General features: G+C 35.1%; 17 protein-coding genes and 2 tRNA genes. 18 read left to right on the top strand and 1 reads right to left on the bottom strand.

The genetic code is table 11. The annotated features are described in order from the left end of the window. The first annotated feature begins 16 nt into the window (after nucleotides 1–16). The 10 genes from NQ558_RS10155 (at nucleotide 17) to NQ558_RS10110 (ending at nucleotide 8456) form a co-directional block, all read left to right on the top strand. Nucleotides 17–1033, top strand: coding sequence for a GNAT family N-acetyltransferase (locus NQ558_RS10155; RefSeq protein ID WP_005360685.1), 1017 nt, complete (start codon nucleotides 17–19; stop codon nucleotides 1031–1033). A 36-nt stretch (nucleotides 1034–1069) separates the two neighbouring features. Next, nucleotides 1070–1732: a serine O-acetyltransferase gene (cysE, locus tag NQ558_RS10150; RefSeq protein WP_005360686.1), complete on the top strand. Its 663-nt coding sequence runs from the start codon at nucleotides 1070–1072 to the stop codon at nucleotides 1730–1732. A 4-nt stretch (nucleotides 1733–1736) separates the two neighbouring features. Beyond that, nucleotides 1737–3149, top strand: coding sequence for a cysteine--tRNA ligase (gene cysS, locus NQ558_RS10145; protein ID WP_005360687.1), 1413 nt, complete (start codon nucleotides 1737–1739; stop codon nucleotides 3147–3149). A gap of 11 nt (nucleotides 3150–3160) precedes the next feature. Further along, complete coding sequence (locus NQ558_RS10140; RefSeq protein WP_005360688.1) at nucleotides 3161–3628, top strand: Mini-ribonuclease 3; 468 nt, start codon at nucleotides 3161–3163, stop codon at nucleotides 3626–3628. Beyond that, nucleotides 3625–4368, top strand: coding sequence for a 23S rRNA (guanosine(2251)-2'-O)-methyltransferase RlmB (gene rlmB, locus NQ558_RS10135; RefSeq protein WP_005360690.1), 744 nt, complete (start codon nucleotides 3625–3627; stop codon nucleotides 4366–4368). The genes NQ558_RS10140 and rlmB overlap by 4 nt, the downstream gene beginning before the upstream one ends. Nucleotides 4369–4430: 62 nt before the next feature. After that, nucleotides 4431–4503 (top strand) — tRNA-Thr (locus NQ558_RS10130). 510 nt (nucleotides 4504–5013) lie between these two features. Next, nucleotides 5014–5496 carry an acetolactate synthase small subunit gene (gene ilvN / locus NQ558_RS10125; protein WP_005360691.1) on the top strand — a complete coding sequence of 161 codons (483 nt, stop codon included), beginning with the start codon at nucleotides 5014–5016 and terminating at the stop codon, nucleotides 5494–5496. Nucleotides 5497–5555: 59 nt separating this feature from the next. After that, on the top strand, nucleotides 5556–6581 hold the full coding sequence (gene ilvC, locus NQ558_RS10120) for a ketol-acid reductoisomerase (RefSeq protein WP_040446384.1): 1026 nt from the start codon (nucleotides 5556–5558) through the stop codon (nucleotides 6579–6581). A gap of 303 nt (nucleotides 6582–6884) precedes the next feature. Further along, nucleotides 6885–7439: an RNA polymerase sigma factor gene (locus NQ558_RS10115; protein WP_005360693.1), complete on the top strand. Its 555-nt coding sequence runs from the start codon at nucleotides 6885–6887 to the stop codon at nucleotides 7437–7439. Between the two features lie 9 nt (nucleotides 7440–7448). Continuing rightward, nucleotides 7449–8456 carry an anti-sigma-I factor RsgI family protein gene (locus NQ558_RS10110; protein ID WP_005360695.1) on the top strand — a complete coding sequence of 336 codons (1008 nt, stop codon included), beginning with the start codon at nucleotides 7449–7451 and terminating at the stop codon, nucleotides 8454–8456. Here the strand turns inward: NQ558_RS10110 and NQ558_RS10105 are convergent. Then, nucleotides 8453–9358, bottom strand: a complete 906-nt coding sequence (locus NQ558_RS10105; protein ID WP_005360697.1) for a tRNA modification radical SAM protein MnmL/YtqA — start codon at nucleotides 9356–9358, stop codon at nucleotides 8453–8455. The genes NQ558_RS10110 and NQ558_RS10105 overlap by 4 nt on opposite strands. A 60-nt stretch (nucleotides 9359–9418) precedes the next feature. On the opposite strand from NQ558_RS10105, the gene NQ558_RS10100 reads away from it, so the two are divergent. The 8 genes from NQ558_RS10100 (at nucleotide 9419) to folD (ending at nucleotide 19673) form a co-directional block, all read left to right on the top strand. After that, nucleotides 9419–9504 (top strand) — tRNA-Ser (locus NQ558_RS10100). 396 nt (nucleotides 9505–9900) lie between these two features. Beyond that, the gene (gene leuC, locus NQ558_RS10095; protein WP_005360700.1) at nucleotides 9901–11166 is read left to right on the top strand and encodes a 3-isopropylmalate dehydratase large subunit; all 1266 of its coding nucleotides are present in this window, start codon (nucleotides 9901–9903) and stop codon (nucleotides 11164–11166) included. A gap of 32 nt (nucleotides 11167–11198) precedes the next feature. Continuing rightward, nucleotides 11199–11687, top strand: a complete 489-nt coding sequence (leuD, locus tag NQ558_RS10090; protein WP_005360702.1) for a 3-isopropylmalate dehydratase small subunit — start codon at nucleotides 11199–11201, stop codon at nucleotides 11685–11687. Nucleotides 11688–11726: 39 nt separating this feature from the next. Beyond that, nucleotides 11727–13220: a threonine synthase gene (gene thrC, locus NQ558_RS10085; protein ID WP_005360703.1), complete on the top strand. Its 1494-nt coding sequence runs from the start codon at nucleotides 11727–11729 to the stop codon at nucleotides 13218–13220. A 144-nt stretch (nucleotides 13221–13364) separates the two neighbouring features. After that, nucleotides 13365–14237: an undecaprenyl-diphosphate phosphatase gene (locus NQ558_RS10080; protein ID WP_005360706.1), complete on the top strand. Its 873-nt coding sequence runs from the start codon at nucleotides 13365–13367 to the stop codon at nucleotides 14235–14237. Between the two features lie 78 nt (nucleotides 14238–14315). Then, a complete protein-coding gene (locus NQ558_RS10075) occupies nucleotides 14316–17084 on the top strand; it encodes an FtsK/SpoIIIE family DNA translocase (RefSeq protein WP_050750953.1) in 2769 nt (922 codons plus the stop codon). Nucleotides 17085–17117: 33 nt separating this feature from the next. Beyond that, nucleotides 17118–18788, top strand: coding sequence for a formate--tetrahydrofolate ligase (locus NQ558_RS10070; RefSeq protein WP_005360713.1), 1671 nt, complete (start codon nucleotides 17118–17120; stop codon nucleotides 18786–18788). 39 nt (nucleotides 18789–18827) lie between these two features. Continuing rightward, nucleotides 18828–19673, top strand: a complete 846-nt coding sequence (folD, locus tag NQ558_RS10065) for a bifunctional methylenetetrahydrofolate dehydrogenase/methenyltetrahydrofolate cyclohydrolase FolD (RefSeq protein WP_005360716.1) — start codon at nucleotides 18828–18830, stop codon at nucleotides 19671–19673. Nucleotides 19674–19747: the final 74 nt, after the last annotated feature.

The raw sequence follows: 19747 nt of genomic DNA, 5'->3' as shown, positions 1-19747 counted from the left end.
GGGCTTAGGAAACGTTATGATTAGATATCTTGAAAATAATGAAAAACAAAATATCAGACCATTATATGAGCACTGTTTTGATGATACAAAAGAGTACACTGATTACTATTTTCAAAATAGATTGCCGGGCAATCATGTTATTGTAAATGAAAGAGATAACAAGATAGTGAATTGTGTTCATCTTATCCCAAAGACAGTTATACTTGGAAAACTAAAGACAAACATTATTTATATATATGGTGTTGGTACTTATGAAGAGTATAGAAAACAGGGAATTATGTCAGAAACATTTAAATATTTGCTAAAAGATATGTTTATGGATATGGAAGCTTTCACATATCTGATACCTTCAGATGAAGGAAAGGCAAAGGTTTATAGCGGATTGGGATTTGAATATGTTATGGATAAGCAGGATTTAAAACCTGTTGATCAAAGAAAGAAAGCTACTCATTCCCTTATTTACAGAAAAGCTGAAAAGTCAGACTTAATCAGACTTGCCATATTTGCTCAGGCATCAATGGAAAAAAATTATAGCGTAAGCCTTGCAAAAGACAGCGATTATTTTAAGAAGATTAATGAACTTATAAAAATCGAAGGTGGCGACATTGATATTTATGTTGAAAATAAGGTTATTGTAGGGTATAGAATATGGATAGATGGTGAAATCCTTGAAGAAGTTCTTGATCCGTCAATACAGAGTCTTAACTGGCTTGAAAGCACAGGAAAACCTTATGTTATGGCAAGAATCATAAACATCAGAAAGACAGTAAGACTTTTAGGATTTCAGGGAGAAGGAAGAAAGATTTTAAAGATTACAGATCCGGTTCTTGAGGAAAATAACGGTTGCTTTATATTGACATATGGACACGGTAATGTAAAATTGGATAAAGTAAAAGAAGAACAGTTAATGGAAGATATTGAGTTTGATTTGACTATTGGAGAGTTGACAGCTCATATTTTTGGTTACAAAATAATAGAAGGTTTACCTTTGGTATGTAAGAAGGACAGCTTTTTTATTAATGACTATTTGTAAGATATTAACATATATATATAAATAAAAAGTGAAAGTGTGTATAAAGTGGGATTTTGGAGTTATTACAAAGAAGAAGTTAAAGTTATAAGGGATAGGGATCCGGCCATTAAGAAGGACATTGAAGCTATACTTTATCCTAGTTTTTGGGCGATATATAATTATAGAAGGGCTCACAAACTTTATGAACGGGGAAAGGTTTTTAAGGCAAGAAGGATTTCTCAGAGAACAGCCAGAAAGACAGGAATAGAAATACATCCGGGTGCCAAGATTGGCAAGGGACTTTTTATAGACCATGGGCATGGCGTTGTTATTGGTGAAACAGCTATTTTAGGTGACAATATTACTTTGTATCAGGGAGTTACTCTTGGAGGAACAGGAAAGGAACAGGGTAAGCGTCATCCTACGCTTGAAGACAACGTTTTGGTTGGTGCAGGAGCAAAAGTCCTTGGTTCCTTTACAATAGGCAGAAATTCAAAGATTGCAGCAGGTTCTGTTGTACTTGAAGAAGTGCCACCTTATTCTACAGTTGTAGGAGTTCCGGGAATTGTAGTTAAGAGAAATGACGAGGCAGTTCCTTGTTATGATCTTGATCAGGTTCACATTCCACATCCTGTACAGAATGAATTAAAGAGATTAAGTGACGAAAATACAAAACTTAGAGAAATGATAGACCAAATTAACAACAAAATTAAGGAGTAAAGCTATGAAAATATACAATACGTTAACAAAGAAAAAAGAAGAATTTGTACCTCTTGAAGAGGGAAAGGTAAAAATGTATGTTTGTGGACCTACAGTTTATAACCTTATTCACATTGGAAATGCCAGACCAATGATTATATTTGACACTTTCAGAAGATATTTGGAATATAAGGGATACGATGTTAACTATGTATCAAACTTTACTGATGTAGATGACAAGATTATCAAGAAAGCGATTGAAGAGGGAACAACAGCAGAAGAAATTTCACAGAGATATATTAAAGAGTGCAAGAAAGATATGCATGATTTAAATATTGAACCTGCAACAACTCATCCACTTGCAACTCAGGAAATTGATGGAATGATTGAAATGATTAAAACATTAATTGATAAGGGTTATGCTTATGATGCTGACGGAACAGTATATTACAGAACAAGAAAGTTTAAGGATTATGGAAAACTTTCAAAGAAGAATATTGATGATTTGGAAGCAGGTCATAGAGATATAAAGGTTGCAGGAGAAGAATCAAAGGAAGATCCTCTTGATTTCGTGCTTTGGAAACCTAAGAAAGAAGGAGAACCTTCATGGCCATCACCATGGAGTGACGGAAGACCGGGATGGCATATTGAATGTTCAGTTATGTCAAAGAAATATTTAGGAGATGAAATTGACATTCACGCAGGTGGAGAGGATTTAATATTTCCACATCATGAGAATGAAATTGCACAGAGCGAAGCTGCAAACGGATGTGAATTCTCTAAATATTGGATGCATAATGGCTTCTTAAATATTAACAATAAGAAGATGTCAAAATCATTAGGCAATTTCTTTACAGTAAGAGATATTTCAGAAAAATATGACCTTCAGGTTTTAAGATTCTTTATGCTTAGTGCACACTACAGAAGCCCACTTAACTTTAGCGATGACCTTATGGAATCAGCAAAGAACGGACTTGAAAGAATAATCACATCAGGAGCAAAAATTAGAGATATTATTTCTAATGGCAAAGACGGAAAAGTTACAGATGCAGAAGCTAAGTTATTAGATGAAGCAAAAGAATATATTACTAAGTTTGAAGAAGCTATGGATGATGATTGCAACACAGCAAATGCAATTTCAGCAGTATTTGAATTAGTTAAGTTTGCTAACAGTAACTTAAATGAAGGAAGCACAAAAGAATTTGCTGCAGGTGTATATGAAATTTTAGATAAGCTTTGCAATGTACTTGGAATTATTCTTGAAAAGGAAGAAGAAAAAGTAGGCGATGAAGATTACATTGAAGAAATGATTGCAAAGAGAGCTCAGGCAAAGAAAGATAGAGATTTTGCAATGGCTGATCAGATTCGTGATGAATTGGCAGCAAAAGGAATTGTATTAAAAGATACAAGAGAAGGAACAAAGTGGTCAAGAGCTTAATTAGTGGTAATATGGAAGAAAATAAAATTTTAGGGGAACATAGTGATTTGTTCCAAATTATAAAAGATACAATGGAGTTAAAGGATATTGACATAATTAATTATTCACCTTTGACTCTGGCATATATAGGCGATGGAATTTATGAAATCGTAATTAGAACCATAATTGTTGACCAGGCAAACAGACAGGTTAACAAGATTCATAAGGCAGCATCAAATCTTGTAAAGGCACACACTCAGGCAGAAATGATTTTTGCAATAATGGATAAGCTTACTGAACAGGAACTTGCCATTTACAAGCGTGGCAGAAATGCCAAGGCAGTAACCCGTGCAAAGAATGCGTCAATGTCTGACTACAGAACAGCTACAGGATTTGAAGCTTTAATGGGATGGCTGTATTTAACAAATAAGTCTGAAAGAATGATGCTTTTAATTAAAGAAGGCTTAAGTATTATAGAAAAGGAAGAAGATAGCAAATGAGATACGAGGAATTTACGTTAGAAGGACGTAATGCGGTAATAGAAGCATATCGTGCCGGAAAAACAATAGATAAGCTTTTTGTTTTGGAACATTGCAAAGAAGGTTCAATGAACACAGTGCTTCGTGAAGCAAAAAAACATGACACAGTAATTAACTATGTTAAAAAAGAACGTCTTGATCAAATGTCAGAAACAGGAAAGCATCAGGGAGTAATCGGCTATCTTGCTGCTTATGAGTATGCTACAGTTGATGAAATCTTAGATAAGGCAAGAGAAAAAGGCGAATCACCTTTTGTAATCTTACTTGATGATATTGAAGATCCTCACAATCTTGGTGCGATTATAAGAACAGCAAACCTTGCAGGAGCACATGGCGTAATTATTCCAAAACATCGTGCTTCAGGACTTACTGCAACAGTTGCAAAAACATCAGCAGGCGCATTAAACTATACACCTGTTGCCAAAGTAACAAACATTTCAAAGACAATCGAAGAATTAAAGAAAGAGGGAATGTGGTTCGTCTGCGCCGACATGGGCGGAACAACAATGTATGACCTTGACCTTAAAGGCTCAATTGGACTTGTGATCGGAAACGAAGGCAAAGGAGTCAGCAGACTTGTAAAAGAAAAGTGTGACTTTGTTGCTTCAATTCCAATGTTTGGAGATATCGATTCCCTTAATGCTTCAGTTGCAACAGGAGTTTTGGCTTACGAAATAGTACGCCAGAGAATGGGAAAGTAGAAGAAAAATGACTTGTTAAGAAACAACTATTATGATATACTTTCTAAGTCTTTTGTAGATAAGCTGTCTTGGCTCAGTCGGTAGAGCGTCGCCTTGGTAAGGCGGAGGTCGGGGGTTCAAGTCCCCTAGACAGCTTTAAGAATGAAATAAGAAATATATGATTTTTTAATCAATGTGATATTGTGTTGAGATGAACCGGACCAGTGTTAGCTGGTCCGGTTCGTTCATTTAAATGTTATGAATTGAAGAATGTATAAGCAAGAAAATGAATGATATTTTCATAACTTTAGATAGAGAATTTAAGTAAAGTTATGATTAGTAAAGGAAACATATAATGAAATGTTGTGAATTTCATAACTTTAGGTACATTTTTGCACGAAAGTTATGTTGATTTCAATAGAAAGCATTGCGCAAAAGATTTTCGCACACCACAATGCTTTTGAAAACGAAAAGAACACGAATTAAAATCAATAGTCGAGTTTGAACTATAAACACGAATGTAGCGATTTTAAGCATTTTACAGATTAAAAATTGTCATACAAAAGGTTAAAAATAATCAAGGTACATCAGTGCCTAACTTATTGACAAAAAATACATATGTGATAAGATTATAGGAGCACAACGCTAAGAAAAGAGGATATACATATGAACAAAAAAGTATTATCAGTTTTAGTAGACAATACATCAGGTGTATTGAATAGAGTAGCAGGATTATTCAGCAGAAGAGGTTACAACATTGACAGTCTTACTGTTGGTGAAACAGAAAATCCGAAGTATTCAAGAATGACAATAGTGGTTACAGGTGATGATGATATCCTTGAACAGATTGTTAAACAGATTACAAAGTTAGAAGATGTTCGTAGAGTAGACGTTTTAGAGCCATCAGATTCAGTTACAAGAGAGTTAATTCTTGTAAAGATTAAGGCAGAGCCTGCACAGAGACAGCAGGTAATATCTATTACAGAAATCTTCAGAGCTAATATAGTTGATGTGGCTAAGGATAGTCTTATGATTGAGATTACAGGTAGCCAGTCTAAGCTTAAAGCATTTTTAAGTTTAGTAGAGGATTATGAAATCCTTGAACTTGTAAGAACAGGTATTACAGGTCTTGCAAGAGGAGAAAAGTAGTTTTATATCTGTTTTTAACAGATTATAATAAATCATTTTTACAGATGGAGGCAATAATTATGTCAGAAGCAAAAATTTATTATCAGGAAGACTGTAACCTTTCATTATTAGATGGAAAGAAAATCGCTATTATCGGTTACGGTAGCCAGGGACATGCACATGCATTAAACTTAAAGGAATCAGGATGTGATGTTATCATTGGTTTATATGAAGGAAGTAAGTCATGGCCTAAGGCTGAAAAGCAGGGATTTAAAGTATATACAGCTGCAGAAGCTGCTAAAAAAGCAGATATTATTATGATTCTTATTAACGATGAACTTCAGGCAGATATGTATAAGAAAGATATCGAACCAAACCTTGAAGCAGGTAATATGTTAATGTTCGCTCATGGTTTCAATATTCACTTTGGTTGTATTAAGCCACCTAAGGATGTTGATGTAACAATGATCGCTCCTAAGGCTCCAGGTCATACAGTACGTTCAGAATACCAGATAGGTAAGGGAACACCTTGTTTAGTAGCTGTTGAACAGGATGCTACAGGTAAGGCTTTAGATATTGCATTAGCTTATGCTTTAGGTATTGGTGGAGCAAGAGCCGGTGTTCTTGAAACAACATTTAGAACAGAAACAGAAACTGACTTATTCGGTGAACAGGCAGTACTTTGTGGTGGTGTTTGTGCACTTATGCAGGCTGGTTTCGAAACATTATGCGAAGCTGGATATGATCCAAGAAATGCATACTTCGAATGTATTCATGAAATGAAATTAATCGTTGACTTAATTTATCAGTCAGGTTTTGCAGGAATGAGATATTCAATCTCAAACACAGCAGAATATGGTGATTATATTACAGGACCAAAGATTGTTACTGCTGAAACAAAGAAAGCTATGAAGCAGATTCTTACAGATATCCAGGATGGAACATTTGCTAAGGAATTCTTACTTGATATGTCACCAGCAGGACGTCAGGTACACTTCAAGGCTATGAGAAAGTTAGCATCTGAACATCCATCAGAAAAAGTTGGTGAACAGATCAGAAAACTTTACAGCTGGAACAATGAAAATGATAAGTTAATCAACAACTAATATTTTTATTAATAATAAGAATGGTACATAAGTCTAATCATAGCCCTCTTTAGTGGATATGTTTGGTATATAATTCTTATTAGAGTAGAAGTTGAATCATACGCGGGTAGGCTGCTTTTTAGCTTACCCGCTTTTTTTAAAAAAATAATGGAAGAAGTAAGCCATAAACAGCTTTTAGAAAAAAGAGGAATGTATTATAATCTATATATGGCACAAGTAGATTATTAATTAAAAAAGGTTTGCAATAAAAATGCAATTACATACGTATTATATATAACAGACCAATGAAGAGTAGGGTTAATTATGGAGAAAGAACAGACTAATATCATTGATGAAGGACTATTTGAAAAAATAGCAAATGGGGATGATGCCGCTTTTACTGAATTGTATTATGCATCATACAGACAAATATATGGTTTTCTCTTGGCACTGACTAAGAATAAGGAAGATGCTGAAGATTTGTTACAGAACACATATATAAGAATAAGAAATGGAAGTCATTTGTACAGAAAACAGGGCACACCTATGACCTGGATGTGTGCGGTGGCGAAGAATCAGTTCTTGGATTTTGTAAGAAAGAAATCCAAAGGTGTAAGCGTTGATTTTGATGAAGTTGAAAAATACGTTTCAGAGGGACTTGGAACCGGAGTTAAGCAACATAAGGATGTAGAGAATGAAATGGTTTTAGAAAAGGCATTTGAAATCCTAAATAAACAGGAAAGGACAATTGTAGTATTACATATGATTGATGGTTTGAAACACAGGGAAATATCAAAAATAACAGGAATACCATTATCGACGGTTCTTTCAAAGTATAACAGGTCATTAAAGAAACTAAGGGAATTTATTAAAGAATAGGAGGTCATTATGCAGGAAAAAGATATTAAAGAAAAATTAAATCAGGAACTTGACAAAATGGCTCCTGATATTTTAGAAAAGGTTTTAGCAAAACCAATTGAACCAATAGAATCAGAAGAGAATTTGTTTAACAACGAACCTTTATTTGAAGAAAAAAAAGACAAGGGCAAATACTTATGGATTCCACAGGTTATTGCAGTAGTAGCCTGCTTAGTGCTTGTAGCAGTATTGTCATCAATTTGGTTTAAGCCTAACGTTACACCAACGGCACCGGATCCAAAGATGGCTACAGCTTTTACAATTACAATAGACGTAAATCCAAGCATTACAATGAAAGTAAAGAAAGATAATACGGTTGAAAGTATTAAAGCATCAAACAAGGATGCAAAGAAAGTAGTTAAAAAGGTTAAGAAAAAATTAAAAGATGATACAACTTATGGCGAAGCTGTCGAAATGGTTGTGTCAGGCTTAAAAAAGAAAGGATATCTTAAGAAAGACAACAGTGCAATGCTTGTTTCAGTAGTTACTGAAGATGGCAAGGCCGGAAAAGAAAAGCTTAAAGAAGTAAAAGGCTACACAAAGCAGATAAAGAAAGATAAAAAAGTAAAATGTGCAACAATTTATCAGAATTGTGTTAGCAATGAAAAAATAAAGAAAGTAGCTAAGAAGAATAAGGTTTCAGAAGGTAAGGCAGCTCTTTGTATAAAGATTGCTAAGAAAGAAAAAGTAAGTATTAAGAAAATGTGCAAGAAGAGCATATTTATACTTATTAAACAGGTTGAAAAAACAAAGATAGATGTTGAGCCGGATATTGAAATTGATGATGAAATAAATGTTGTTCCGGAAGAACCTACAGGAGAAACGGAATCAGCAATAATTGAGGAAACAACAGAGATTGGAAGCGAATCATCTACAGAAAATATGGAAACTGAAACAGGTGAGGAGACTTCACCTGTTTCAGAGAATGTTAATGAGAATGAAACTATTCCGGAAACAGTACAGAATAGTCAACCTTAAGAACAAAGACTTCCCTGGATAACATTAAGTTCATTGAAGCGCTTGTTCATATAATTAAGAACAGCTTTCTTGTTACCGCTCCACAGAGGGGCAACGAGAATTGATTTAGGACCATCACCGGTTAGGCGATGGATAACTATGCTTTTGGGAATATAACGTAAACATTCAGCAATAATGTTTACATATTCTTCCATGGACAGAACTTCAAATTTATTTAAAGAATACTCCTTTTCTAAAGGGGTATTTTTTAATACATGTAAAAGTTGAAGCTTTATGCCTGAAATATTCATAGACGAAACATACTTAACACTTTCAAGAATATCCTCTTTGGATTCAAATGGAAGACCGATAATTAAATGAACAATAACATCAACGTTAATTTTGTTCAGGTTATTAACAGCTGTATTAAAAACGTCCAAAGTGTAACCACGGTTAATATACTTGGCAGTATTTTCGTGAATGGTCTGAAGTCCAAGCTCAACCCACACAGGCTTAATTTTGTTTAATTCACCTAGAAGGTTTAAAACTTCATCAGGAAGGCAATCAGGTCTGGTGCCAATGGAAAGAGCCACAATATCCGGGTGATTAATAGCTTCCGTGAAGATACTTCTAAGATAATCAATATCCCCATAAGTATTAGTGAAAGACTGGAAATAAGCTATATACTTTCCATTTTTGATTTTGGCTGAAACTCTGTTCTTGGCACTTTCAATCTGCTCAGTAATAGACAACATCTTGTCCGCAGCAAAATCTCCTGAACCACCATTACTGCAAAAGATACAGCCTCCTGTACTAATGGTTCCGTCACGATTAGGGCAGGACAGACCGCCTGAAAGGGCAAGTTTATATATTTTGCATCCGAATTTTTCTTTTAAATATGAATTAAGGGAATTGTACCTCATTGTAATATCTCCTTGTAACAAAAGTCAAAATATGGTATAAAATAAATGTTGTAAAAATATGGAGACGTATCGAAGTGGTCGTAACGAGCTTGACTCGAAATCAAGTTGTCCACCCGGGCACGTGGGTTCGAATCCCACCGTCTCCGCTATTTAGAAACTTACAGACTATTATAAAATAAAATTTTACAAAAAGGTATAAGAAATGCAGACTTCTATGTTATAGTAGCCTGTTTTTTTATTGTAATGTTAATATTTATAGGCATAATGTCACTAATATTAAAGCAACAGAGTTTTGGAAGACATGGGGTTAAAGGAACATATAAATAAAAAGCCGGGTGAATTATCCGTTGGGCAACAGCAAAGAGTTGCAATAATTAGATTAAAAGATGGAAATGTAATTAATTAAAATCAAGATATGGTGGCTTTACATCATTGACTAAGAAATGTTTTTGTTTTAGAATAATAGGGATTATAATAAAAATTAGGTTTGCCGTAACTTTAGGTTTTGTGGCAACTTAAATATAAACTAGGAGGAAAGCATTATGGGAATGACAATGACACAGAAGATTCTTGCAAAACATGCAGGTCTTGATGAAGTTAAAGCCGGTCAGTTAATTGAAGCTAACTTAGATTTAGTACTTGGAAATGACGTTACAGCTCCAGTTGCTATTGGTGAAATGAAAAAAATGAATGTGGATTGTGTTTTTTGCAAAGATAAGATTGCATTAGTACCTGACCACTTTACACCAAATAAAGACATCAAGTCAGCAGAACTTTACAAGTGTGTTAAAGATTTTGCAGAAGAAAATCAGATTACTAATTATTTTGAAACAGGAAGGGTAGGTATTGAACATGCTTTACTACCTGAGAAAGGTCTGGTTGTTGCTGGTGACGTTGTTATTGGTGCAGATTCACATACATGTACATATGGTGCACTTGGTGCATTTTCAACAGGTGTAGGTAGTACAGACATGGCTGCCGGTATGGCAACAGGAAAGGCTTGGTTTAAAGTACCATCAGCTATTAAGTTTAATTTGACAGGAAAGCCTGCTAAGTGGGTTAGCGGAAAAGACGTTATCCTTCACATTATCGGTTTAATCGGTGTGGACGGAGCTTTATACCGTTCAATGGAATTTGTTGGAGACGGTATTAAGTACCTTTCAATGGATGACAGATTTGCCATGACTAACATGGCTATTGAAGCAGGTGGAAAGAATGGTATTTTCCCTGTTGATGATTTGACTATTGAATATATGAAAGAACATTCAACAAAAGAATATACAGTATATGAAGCAGATGAAGATGCAGAATATGATGAAGAATATACTATTGACTTAAGTACATTAAGACCAACAGTAGCATTTCCACATCTTCCTGAAAATACACGTACAATTGATGAAGTTGGCGATGTGAAGATTGATCAGGTTGTTATCGGTTCATGTACTAATGGTAGAATTGAAGATATGAGAACAGCCGCTAAGATTTTAGAAGGCAGAGAAGTAGCCAAGGGAGTAAGATGTATTGTTTTCCCTGCAACACAGGCTATTTATTTACAGTGTATTGAAGAAGGCATTATGACAACATTTATCAAGGCAGGATGTGCTGTAAGTACACCAACTTGCGGACCTTGTCTTGGTGGTCATATGGGTATTCTTGCAAAGGGTGAAAGAGCAGTTGCTACAACTAACAGAAACTTTGTAGGACGTATGGGTGATCCTGAATCTGAAGTTTATCTTGCAAGCCCTGCTGTTGCTGCAGCAAGTGCAATTACAGGAAAGATTTCGGGTCCGGAAGAACTTGGATTATAGTAGATATTTTATAGAAAGGCTGGGTTCATATTATGAAAGCAGAAGGAAGAGTTTTTAAATTTGGAAGCAACGTAGATACAGACGTTATCATTCCGGCAAGATATTTAAATGTTCCGGATCCATCAGAGCTTGCAAAGCATTGTATGGAAGATATAGATAAAGAATTTGTTAACAAAGTATCTAAGGGAGATATTATTGTGGCAGATAAGAACTTTGGATGTGGTTCATCAAGAGAACATGCACCTATCGCTATTAAGGCAGCAGGAGTAAGTTGTGTTATTGCAGAAACATTTGCAAGAATTTTTTATCGTAATGCCATTAACATTGGTTTACCTATTATTGAATGCCCTGAAGCAGCAAAGGGTATCGAAGAAGGAGACCAGGTTGAAGTTGATTTTGACAGTGGAATGATTTATAACAAAACTAAGGGAACAGAGTACAAAGGACAGGCTTTCCCTGAGTTTATGCAGAAGATTATTTCAAACGGTGGATTAATTAATTACATAAATAATGCTAAGTAATACGCAACTATTTTGTGGCAATGAATGTAAAAGGAGACAATGATGAAAGAAATACTTTATAAGAGTACTAGAAGCACAGAAGGAACTTTAAAGGCATCAGAAGCAATCTTAAAGGGATTGGCAGATGACGGCGGACTTTTTGTTCCTTTGGAAATACCGGCACTTGATGTAACAGTTGAAGAATTATCTAAGATGACATATCAGCAGGTTGCATATGAAGTTATGAAATTATACTTCACAGATTTTACGGAAGAAGAATTAAAGAATTGTATCAACAATGCATATGATTCAAAATTTGATACAGAAGAAATTGCACCTTTGGCAGAAGTTGAAGGAACATATTTCCTTGAATTATTCCATGGCAAGACTATTGCTTTCAAGGATATGGCTTTATCAATTTTACCACATCTTCTTACAACATCAGCTAAGAAGAATGGTGTAAAGAATGAAATAGTAATTTTAACAGCTACATCAGGAGATACAGGAAAAGCTGCTATGGCAGGTTTTGCAGATGTGCCGGGAACAAGAATAATTGTTTTCTATCCTAACGGTGGTGTTAGTCCAATTCAGGAAAAACAGATGGTAACACAGAAGGGTGACAATACATACGTTGTTGCAATTGAAGGAAACTTTGACCAGGCACAGAGTGCGGTTAAGGCTATTTTCGGTGATAAAGAGCTTGCAAAAGAAATGGATGAAAAGGGATTTCAGTTCTCATCAGCTAACTCAATTAACATTGGACGTCTTATTCCGCAGGTGGCATATTATGTATATGCTTACGCAAAATTATTTGCAGAAGGAAAAGTAAGCAAAGACCAGAAGATTAATGTTGTAGTTCCTACAGGAAATTTTGGAAATATTTTAGCAGCTTATTATGCTAAGAACATGGGACTTCCAATTGATAAGTTAATCTGTGCATCAAACGAAAACAGAGTATTATATGATTTCTTTACAACAGGTGAATACGACAAGAACAGAGAATTTATTCTTACAAACTCACCATCAATGGATATTCTTATTTCAAGTAACCTTGAAAGATTGATTTATAGAATTGCAGGAGATGATGCGGAAGCTAACAAGAAGATGATGGAAGAACTTTCAAAAGACGGAAAGTATTCTATTACACCTGAAATGAAAGCTAAATTAGCTGACTTCTATGGAAATTATGCTTCAGAAGAAGAAACAGCAGCAATCATTAAGAAGATTTATGAAGAAACAGGATATGTTATGGATACTCATACAGCAGTTGCAGCATCTGTATATGAAAAATACAAGAAAGAAACAAAGGATGACAATGTAACTGTAATTGCTTCAACAGCAAGTCCATTCAAATTCACAAGAAGCGTAATGAATGCTATTGATCCAAAATATGACTCAATGGGTGACTTTGAATTAGTTGATGAATTATCTAAGATTGGAAATGTAAAAGTCCCTAATGCTATTGAAGAAATCAGAAATGCAGAAATCAGACATAACAACTTATGTGAAGTAGCAGGAATGAAGGATATCGTAAAGAAATTCTTAGGAATGTAATGAATATAAGAAGATAAATATAAGCTGTGGCACAGTGCTTGTTTTAAGGCCTTGTGTTCACAGCTTTTTTATCTTCTTGAATTGAAATCGATTTAATAGTACAATAATAAAGACTATGGTTACAAAAGAGTTTAGGAGATTATTATGGGAATATTAGAAGCAATACTATTAGGAATTATTCAGGGGATAGCAGAGTTCCTGCCAATTAGTAGTTCAGGACATTTAGCAATCTTTCAGAAATTGTTTGGAATGGATGAAGTAGGTATATCATTTGATGTTTTTCTTCATATAGGAACATTAATTGCAGTTTTTATAGTTTTCTGGAAAGATATTTTAAGACTTTTTGTAGACGGAGTAGGAATTGTAGCAGATTCATGTGTTAATGTTTACAGATTTTTTAGAAGCAAGAATAAAAAAGAACCTGTAGAATACATAAGGGTTATAAGAACAGCATATAGAAAGTTCGCACTTCTTGTAATTGTGTCAACTATACCAACAGGAATTATTGGATATCTTGGAAAGGAATTAGTAAGCAACGCAAGTGATACGCTTATTATTCCGGGCATATGCTTGCTTGTTACAGCAGTTTTACTTTTTATATCAGATCAGATGCCTGACGGACAGAAGACACCAAAGAATACAAGTTATTTTAATGCAGTATTTATGGGAATCTGTCAGGGAATAGCAACATTGCCGGGATTATCACGCTCAGGAACAACAATTGTTGCAGGACTTTTATGTGGATTAAGAAGAGATTTTGTAGTAAAATATTCATTTATAATGTCTATTCCGGCTATACTTGGTGCAGCAGTTTTAGAAATTCCTGATATGGGAAAAGATATGGCAACAACAGGTGTGGCATCATATGTAGTGGGAATGATTGTTGCAGCAGTTGTAGGTTACATATGTATTAAGACTATGTTAGTAGTAGTTAGAAATAAAAAATTTAAGTATTTCTCATATTATTGTGCAGTAGTAGGTTTGGTAGCCATTATTGCATCATTTGTAATTAAATAATTAGATTTAAATTACAATAGAATTACAATAAGAAGAGAATAAGAGGAATAAGTATAAATTAAAAACGAGGTGTGAAAAGTGGCCAATACAACATCAAAGAGTAATGGCAAAAAATCAAATACTAAAAAGGCTACAGCTAAAAAAAAGACTACAAATACAAGCAAAAGTAGTTCAACTAGTGCTAAAAAAGCAGCAGAAACAAGAAGACAAAATGCAGCCGAAAGAAAGAGAAAAGCTGAACTGGCAAAGAAAAATGAAAAAATCGTTAAGGAAGTGTATCTTTGGATTTTTGTGGCAGTTTCACTTTTACTCTTTTTAAGCAATTTTGGAATTTGCGGAATTGTGGGAAATACTCTTAGAGGTGTAATGCTTGGGGTTTTTGGCTCAATGGGATACGTTTTTCCAATTATACTTGTAATAGTAGTAGGACTAATGGCGTATAATGAAGCTAACATTTTAGTTGTTTCAAAAATAACAGGATTTTTATTGTTTTTTATGGATGGGACATTATTGTTCCACTTAATAGCTTATGGTAGTGATAACGATAAATATTCACATTATTACAAAGTTGGTGCAGCTAATGAGTTTGGTGGAGGCTTTATAGGAAGTGTCCTAGGGAAGACATTACATTCATTATTAGGGTTAACAGGCGCTTATATTATTGCAATAGTATTGCTTATGATTTCAGTTGTGATTTTAACAGAGAAGTCAATTATGTCTGTTATTAAGAAGAATGGCGAGAAAGCTTATAAGAGTGCCAAAGAAGAAGCCAATAATAGAAGAGAAGAGAACAATCTTATTAGGGAACAGAGACGTCTTGAAAAGAAAAAACAGAAGGCTGTTGGAGTTAATTTTAAAGACACAATAATTGAGCCTGAAGCTGCTGAAAGTGGCAAAGCTGAGGATAAGAATCAGGATGTTCATGAGATACATATAGAAGGTATTGATGAGCAGCCACTTAAAGAGATGGAACAGGATCCTGTTACATATACATATGAAGAAATGGCAGGAAACAAGCAGATTAAGATTGAAGGATTGGATGAGCCTGAACCTATGGCATATGAGCCGGAAGAGAGTTACAATTCAGGTGAAGAAAGTTTGAATGATGAATCTGTTTTAAATGGAGAATTTGTTCCAAAAGAGAGAATTATTGTAAGTCAGTCTGCAAAGGATGCAATGAAACGCAAACCATATGGAATGGCACAGGCTGCATCAGGAATAGGGGGAACATCAGGAACAAGTGTTTCGTCATGTGCAAATGCTACAGCCGGACAGAGTGATGCAGTGATTGATTTAGAGGCTGAGAATATGCAGCAATCAGGTGTAACAGCGCAGACTGAGGTAAAGAAAAATTCTTCCGAAGGAAAAATAATAGCACCAAAGAAGAAAAAAATGAGCTACAAGAAACCACCATACAAGTTATTGGCGGACAATCCTGGAAGTTCTAATGGAACAACAAAGGCTGTATTAATGCAGACAGCTAACAAGCTTAAAGAAGTTTTGACTAATTTTGGTGTAAAAGTTGAAGTTACTAATGTAAGCAAGGGACCTTCAGTTACAAGATATGAATTGCAGCCTGAAATGGGAACAAAGGTTAGCAGAATAACAGGTTTGGCTGATGATATTAAGCTTAATATGGCAGCAGCAGATATTCGTATTGAAGCACCAATTCCGGGCAAGGCAGCAGTGGGAATTGAAATACCTAACGACAGCAGAGATACAGTGTATCTGAAAGAGTTGCTTATGTCTAAGGAACTTAAAGAGCATAAATCTAAACTTGCTTTTCCGGCAGGTAAGGATATTGCAGGACGAGTTGTTGTGGCAGATATTGCAAAGATGCCACATATGCTTATAGCAGGAACAACAGGCTCAGGTAAATCAGTATTTACAAACTCAATTTTAATGAGTATTCTATATAGAACAACACCTGAGGAAGTACGAATTATTGTAATTGATCCTAAGGTGGTAGAATTTCAGGTATATAATAAGATTCCACATTTGTTGTACGATGTTGTTACAGATCCAAAGAAGGCTGCTGGAATTTTAAATTGGGCAGTTGCTGAAATGACAACAAGATACAAGAAATTTGCCAATATTGGAGCAAGAGACATTTCAAGCTATAATGCCAAAGTGGAAAGTGGCGACTATTCAGAAGATGAACAGGTTGAAAAAATGCCTCAGATTCTTATTATAATAGATGAGTTGGCTGACCTTATGATGGTTGCTGCAAAAGAAGTTGAAGAGGCAATATGTCGTCTTGCACAGCTTGCAAGAGCAGCGGGGATTCATATGGTTATTGCAACTCAAAGACCTTCTGTTGATGTTATTACAGGTCTGATTAAGGCTAACATTCCATCAAGAGTAGCATTAACAGTTGCATCAGGTACGGATTCACGTACTATTATTGATATGAACGGTGCAGAAAAGCTTTTAGGAAACGGTGACATGCTGTTTTATCCTGCAGGTTACGTTAAACCTGTAAGAATACAGGGAGCTTACGTTTCAGAAAAAGAAATTTCAGATACCGTTAATTATATAAAAGAGCATAGTGGTGAGGCAGAATATGACGATACCATTGATGCAAAACTTACAACGGATCAGGAAGCAATGGCAAACGGAGGAGAGTTAGATCCTTATTTTGCCCAAGCAGGAAGATTATGTATTGAGAAGCAAAAAGGTTCTACAAGTATGATTCAAAGACAGTTTAAAGTTGGTTTCAACAGGGCTGCAAGAATTATGGAACAGCTTTATGATGCAGGAGTTGTAGGACAGGAAGAGTCAAACAAACCAAGAAAGGTTATTATGTCCATTGAAGCCTTTGAGCAAATGGTTAACGGTGGTCAGTAAGCAAAAATGATGTTGTGAAAGAGAGGAAAAAAGATGAAGACTGATATTGAAATCGCACAGAAAGCTGAAATGATGCCAATTAAGAACGTGGCAGAACAGTTAGGAATTACAGAAGATGACATTGAATTATACGGAAAGTATAAGGCAAAAATTTCCAATGAATACTATGAAAAAATCAAAGACAATGAAGATGGAAAACTGATTCTTGTAACAGCAATTAACCCAACTCCTGCCGGTGAAGGAAAAACAACTGTAACAGTTGGACTTGGAGAAGCTTTTGGTCAGTTAAATAAGAAAGCAGTTATCGCGCTTAGAGAACCATCACTTGGACCATGTTTTGGTATTAAAGGTGGAGCAGCAGGTGGCGGATATGCACAGGTTGTGCCAATGGAAGATATGAACCTTCATTTTACAGGTGACTTTCATGCTATCACATCAGCTAATAACTTATTGGCTGCAATGCTTGATAATTCAATTCAGCAGGGCAACGTATTAAACATTGATCCTAATCAGGTTGTTTGGAAGAGATGCGTTGACATGAACGACAGAGTTTTAAGAAACGTTGTTGTTGGTCTGGGCAGAAAAGTAGACGGAACAGTAAGAGAAGACCATTTTGTAATTACTGTTGCGTCAGAAATTATGGCAATTCTTTGTCTTGCAACAAGCTATGCGGATTTAAAAGAAAGATTAGGAAAGATTATTGTTGCATACACATATGACGGACAGCCTGTTACAGCAAAAGACGTTAAGGCAGTTGGCGCAATGGCAGCACTTCTTAAAGATGCAATGAAGCCTAACATTATTCAGACATTAGAGCATACACCGGCATTAGTTCACGGTGGACCTTTTGCAAATATTGCTCATGGATGCAACTCGGTTAAGGCTACAAAGACAGCATTAAAGATGGCTGATTATGTTATAACAGAAGCAGGTTTTGGTGCTGACCTCGGTGCTGAAAAGTTTATGGACATTAAGTGCAGAAAAGCAGGTCTTAAGCCTGACTGTGTTGTATTAGTAGCAACAGTTAGAGCATTAAAATACAACGGTGGAGTTCCAAAAGACCAGTTATCAGAAGAAAATCTTGACGCATTAAAGAAAGGTATTGTAAACCTTGAAAAACATATTGAAAATCTTCAGTTATTCGGAGTTCCTGTAGTTGTAACATTAAATCAGTTTATTACAGATACAGAAGCAGAATATGAATATATTAAGAATTTCTGCGAAGAAAGAGGATGCGAATTTGCATTAGCAGAAGTTTGGGCTAAAGGTGGAGAAGGTGGAAAGGCATTAGCAGAAAAAGTTATTGAAACTATTGAAAACAAGCCATCTAACTATGCACCTCTTTATCCTGATGATATGTCAATCAAAGAAAAGATTGAAACAATAGCAACAAAGATTTACGGAGCAGATGGTGTTACATATTCTCCTGAAGCCGAGAAAGCTATTGCAAATATTGAAAAAATGGGATACAAAGAATATCCTGTATGTATGGCAAAGAACCAGTTCTCATTCTCAGATGATAAGACTAAGTTAGGAAGACCTACAGGATTTAAGATTAATATTCGTGACGTTTATGTTTCAGCAGGTGCAGGATTTGTAGTTGCATTGACAGGTAGCATTATGACAATGCCTGGCTTATCAAAGTCTCCTGCAGCATTTGGAATAGACTTAACAGACGATGGAAAAATCACAGGATTATTCTAAAGTATACAAAAGTGGAGGAGCCTTTTAGGCAATAAAGAAATGGCAAAAATTATAGACGGAAAACAGATTTCATTAGACATTAAGAATGAATTAAAAGAAAAGGTTGCAAAATACAAAGAGCAGGGAATTGAGATTACTCTTGCAGTAGTAAAAGTAGGAAATGATCCTGCATCAGCAGTTTATGTTAGAAACAAAGAGAAAGCTTGTGAATATGTTGGCATAAACTCAAAGACTTTAGCATTACCTGAAGAAACAACAGAAGAAGAGCTTTTAAATGTTGTTAAGGAATTAAATGAAGACAAAAATGTTAACGGTATTTTAGTTCAGTTACCACTTCCTAAACATATTGATGAAAGCAAGGTTCTTCTTACAATTGACAGCACAAAAGATGTGGATGGTTTTCATCCTGTAAATGTTGGAAAGATGGTAATAGGTGAAGATACATTTTTACCTTGTACACCTGCTGGAATTATTGAAATGATTAAAAGAACAGATATTGATATTGAAGGTAAGGAATGTGTGGTTATTGGAAGAAGCAATATTGTTGGAAAACCAATGGCTATGTTAATGCTTAAGGAAAATGCAACAGTTACTATTGCACATTCAAGAACTAAAGATTTAAAAGAGGTTACAAAGAGAGCAGACATTATTGTGGCAGCAATAGGAAAAGCTAAGTTTGTAACAGCAGATTACGTGAAAGAAGGCGCTGTTGTAATCGATGTTGGAATGGACAGAGATGAAAATGGTAAGTTATGTGGTGATGTTGATTTTGAATCAGTTTCAAAAGTGGCATCAGCCATTACACCTGTACCTGGTGGCGTAGGACCAATGACAGTAACAATGCTTTTGGTAAACTGCTTAAGAAGCGTTGAATTAAACAAATAAAATTTTTGAGCCTGTCGAATATGATAGGCTCAAATAGCTTATACAAGATTAAAAATATTTGAAGGGAGGTTTAA

Origin of the sequence: Eubacterium ventriosum (genome assembly GCF_025150745.1) — a bacterium.
Taxonomy (GTDB): domain Bacteria; phylum Bacillota; class Clostridia; order Lachnospirales; family Lachnospiraceae; genus Eubacterium_G; species Eubacterium_G ventriosum.
The sequence above is the reverse complement of the archived record's forward strand: the minus strand, read 5'-3'. Positions and strand labels throughout refer to the sequence as shown.

What these genes read in the sequence shown, in the direction of transcription:
- NQ558_RS10155 (WP_005360685.1), top strand. Translation starts at nt 17, where the DNA reads ATGATTAGATATCTTGAAAATAATGAAAAACAAAATATCAGACCATTA.
- cysS (WP_005360687.1), top strand. Translation starts at nt 1,737, where the DNA reads ATGAAAATATACAATACGTTAACAAAGAAAAAAGAAGAATTTGTACCT.
- NQ558_RS10140 (WP_005360688.1), top strand. Translation starts at nt 3,161, where the DNA reads ATGGAAGAAAATAAAATTTTAGGGGAACATAGTGATTTGTTCCAAATT.
- rlmB (WP_005360690.1), top strand. Translation starts at nt 3,625, where the DNA reads ATGAGATACGAGGAATTTACGTTAGAAGGACGTAATGCGGTAATAGAA.
- ilvN (WP_005360691.1), top strand. Translation starts at nt 5,014, where the DNA reads ATGAACAAAAAAGTATTATCAGTTTTAGTAGACAATACATCAGGTGTA.
- ilvC (WP_040446384.1), top strand. Translation starts at nt 5,556, where the DNA reads ATGTCAGAAGCAAAAATTTATTATCAGGAAGACTGTAACCTTTCATTA.
- NQ558_RS10115 (WP_005360693.1), top strand. Translation starts at nt 6,885, where the DNA reads ATGGAGAAAGAACAGACTAATATCATTGATGAAGGACTATTTGAAAAA.
- NQ558_RS10110 (WP_005360695.1), top strand. Translation starts at nt 7,449, where the DNA reads ATGCAGGAAAAAGATATTAAAGAAAAATTAAATCAGGAACTTGACAAA.
- NQ558_RS10105 (WP_005360697.1), bottom strand. Translation starts at nt 9,358, where the DNA reads ATGAGGTACAATTCCCTTAATTCATATTTAAAAGAAAAATTCGGATGC.
- leuC (WP_005360700.1), top strand. Translation starts at nt 9,901, where the DNA reads ATGGGAATGACAATGACACAGAAGATTCTTGCAAAACATGCAGGTCTT.
- leuD (WP_005360702.1), top strand. Translation starts at nt 11,199, where the DNA reads ATGAAAGCAGAAGGAAGAGTTTTTAAATTTGGAAGCAACGTAGATACA.
- thrC (WP_005360703.1), top strand. Translation starts at nt 11,727, where the DNA reads ATGATGAAAGAAATACTTTATAAGAGTACTAGAAGCACAGAAGGAACT.
- NQ558_RS10080 (WP_005360706.1), top strand. Translation starts at nt 13,365, where the DNA reads ATGGGAATATTAGAAGCAATACTATTAGGAATTATTCAGGGGATAGCA.
- NQ558_RS10070 (WP_005360713.1), top strand. Translation starts at nt 17,118, where the DNA reads ATGAAGACTGATATTGAAATCGCACAGAAAGCTGAAATGATGCCAATT.
- folD (WP_005360716.1), top strand. Translation starts at nt 18,828, where the DNA reads ATGGCAAAAATTATAGACGGAAAACAGATTTCATTAGACATTAAGAAT.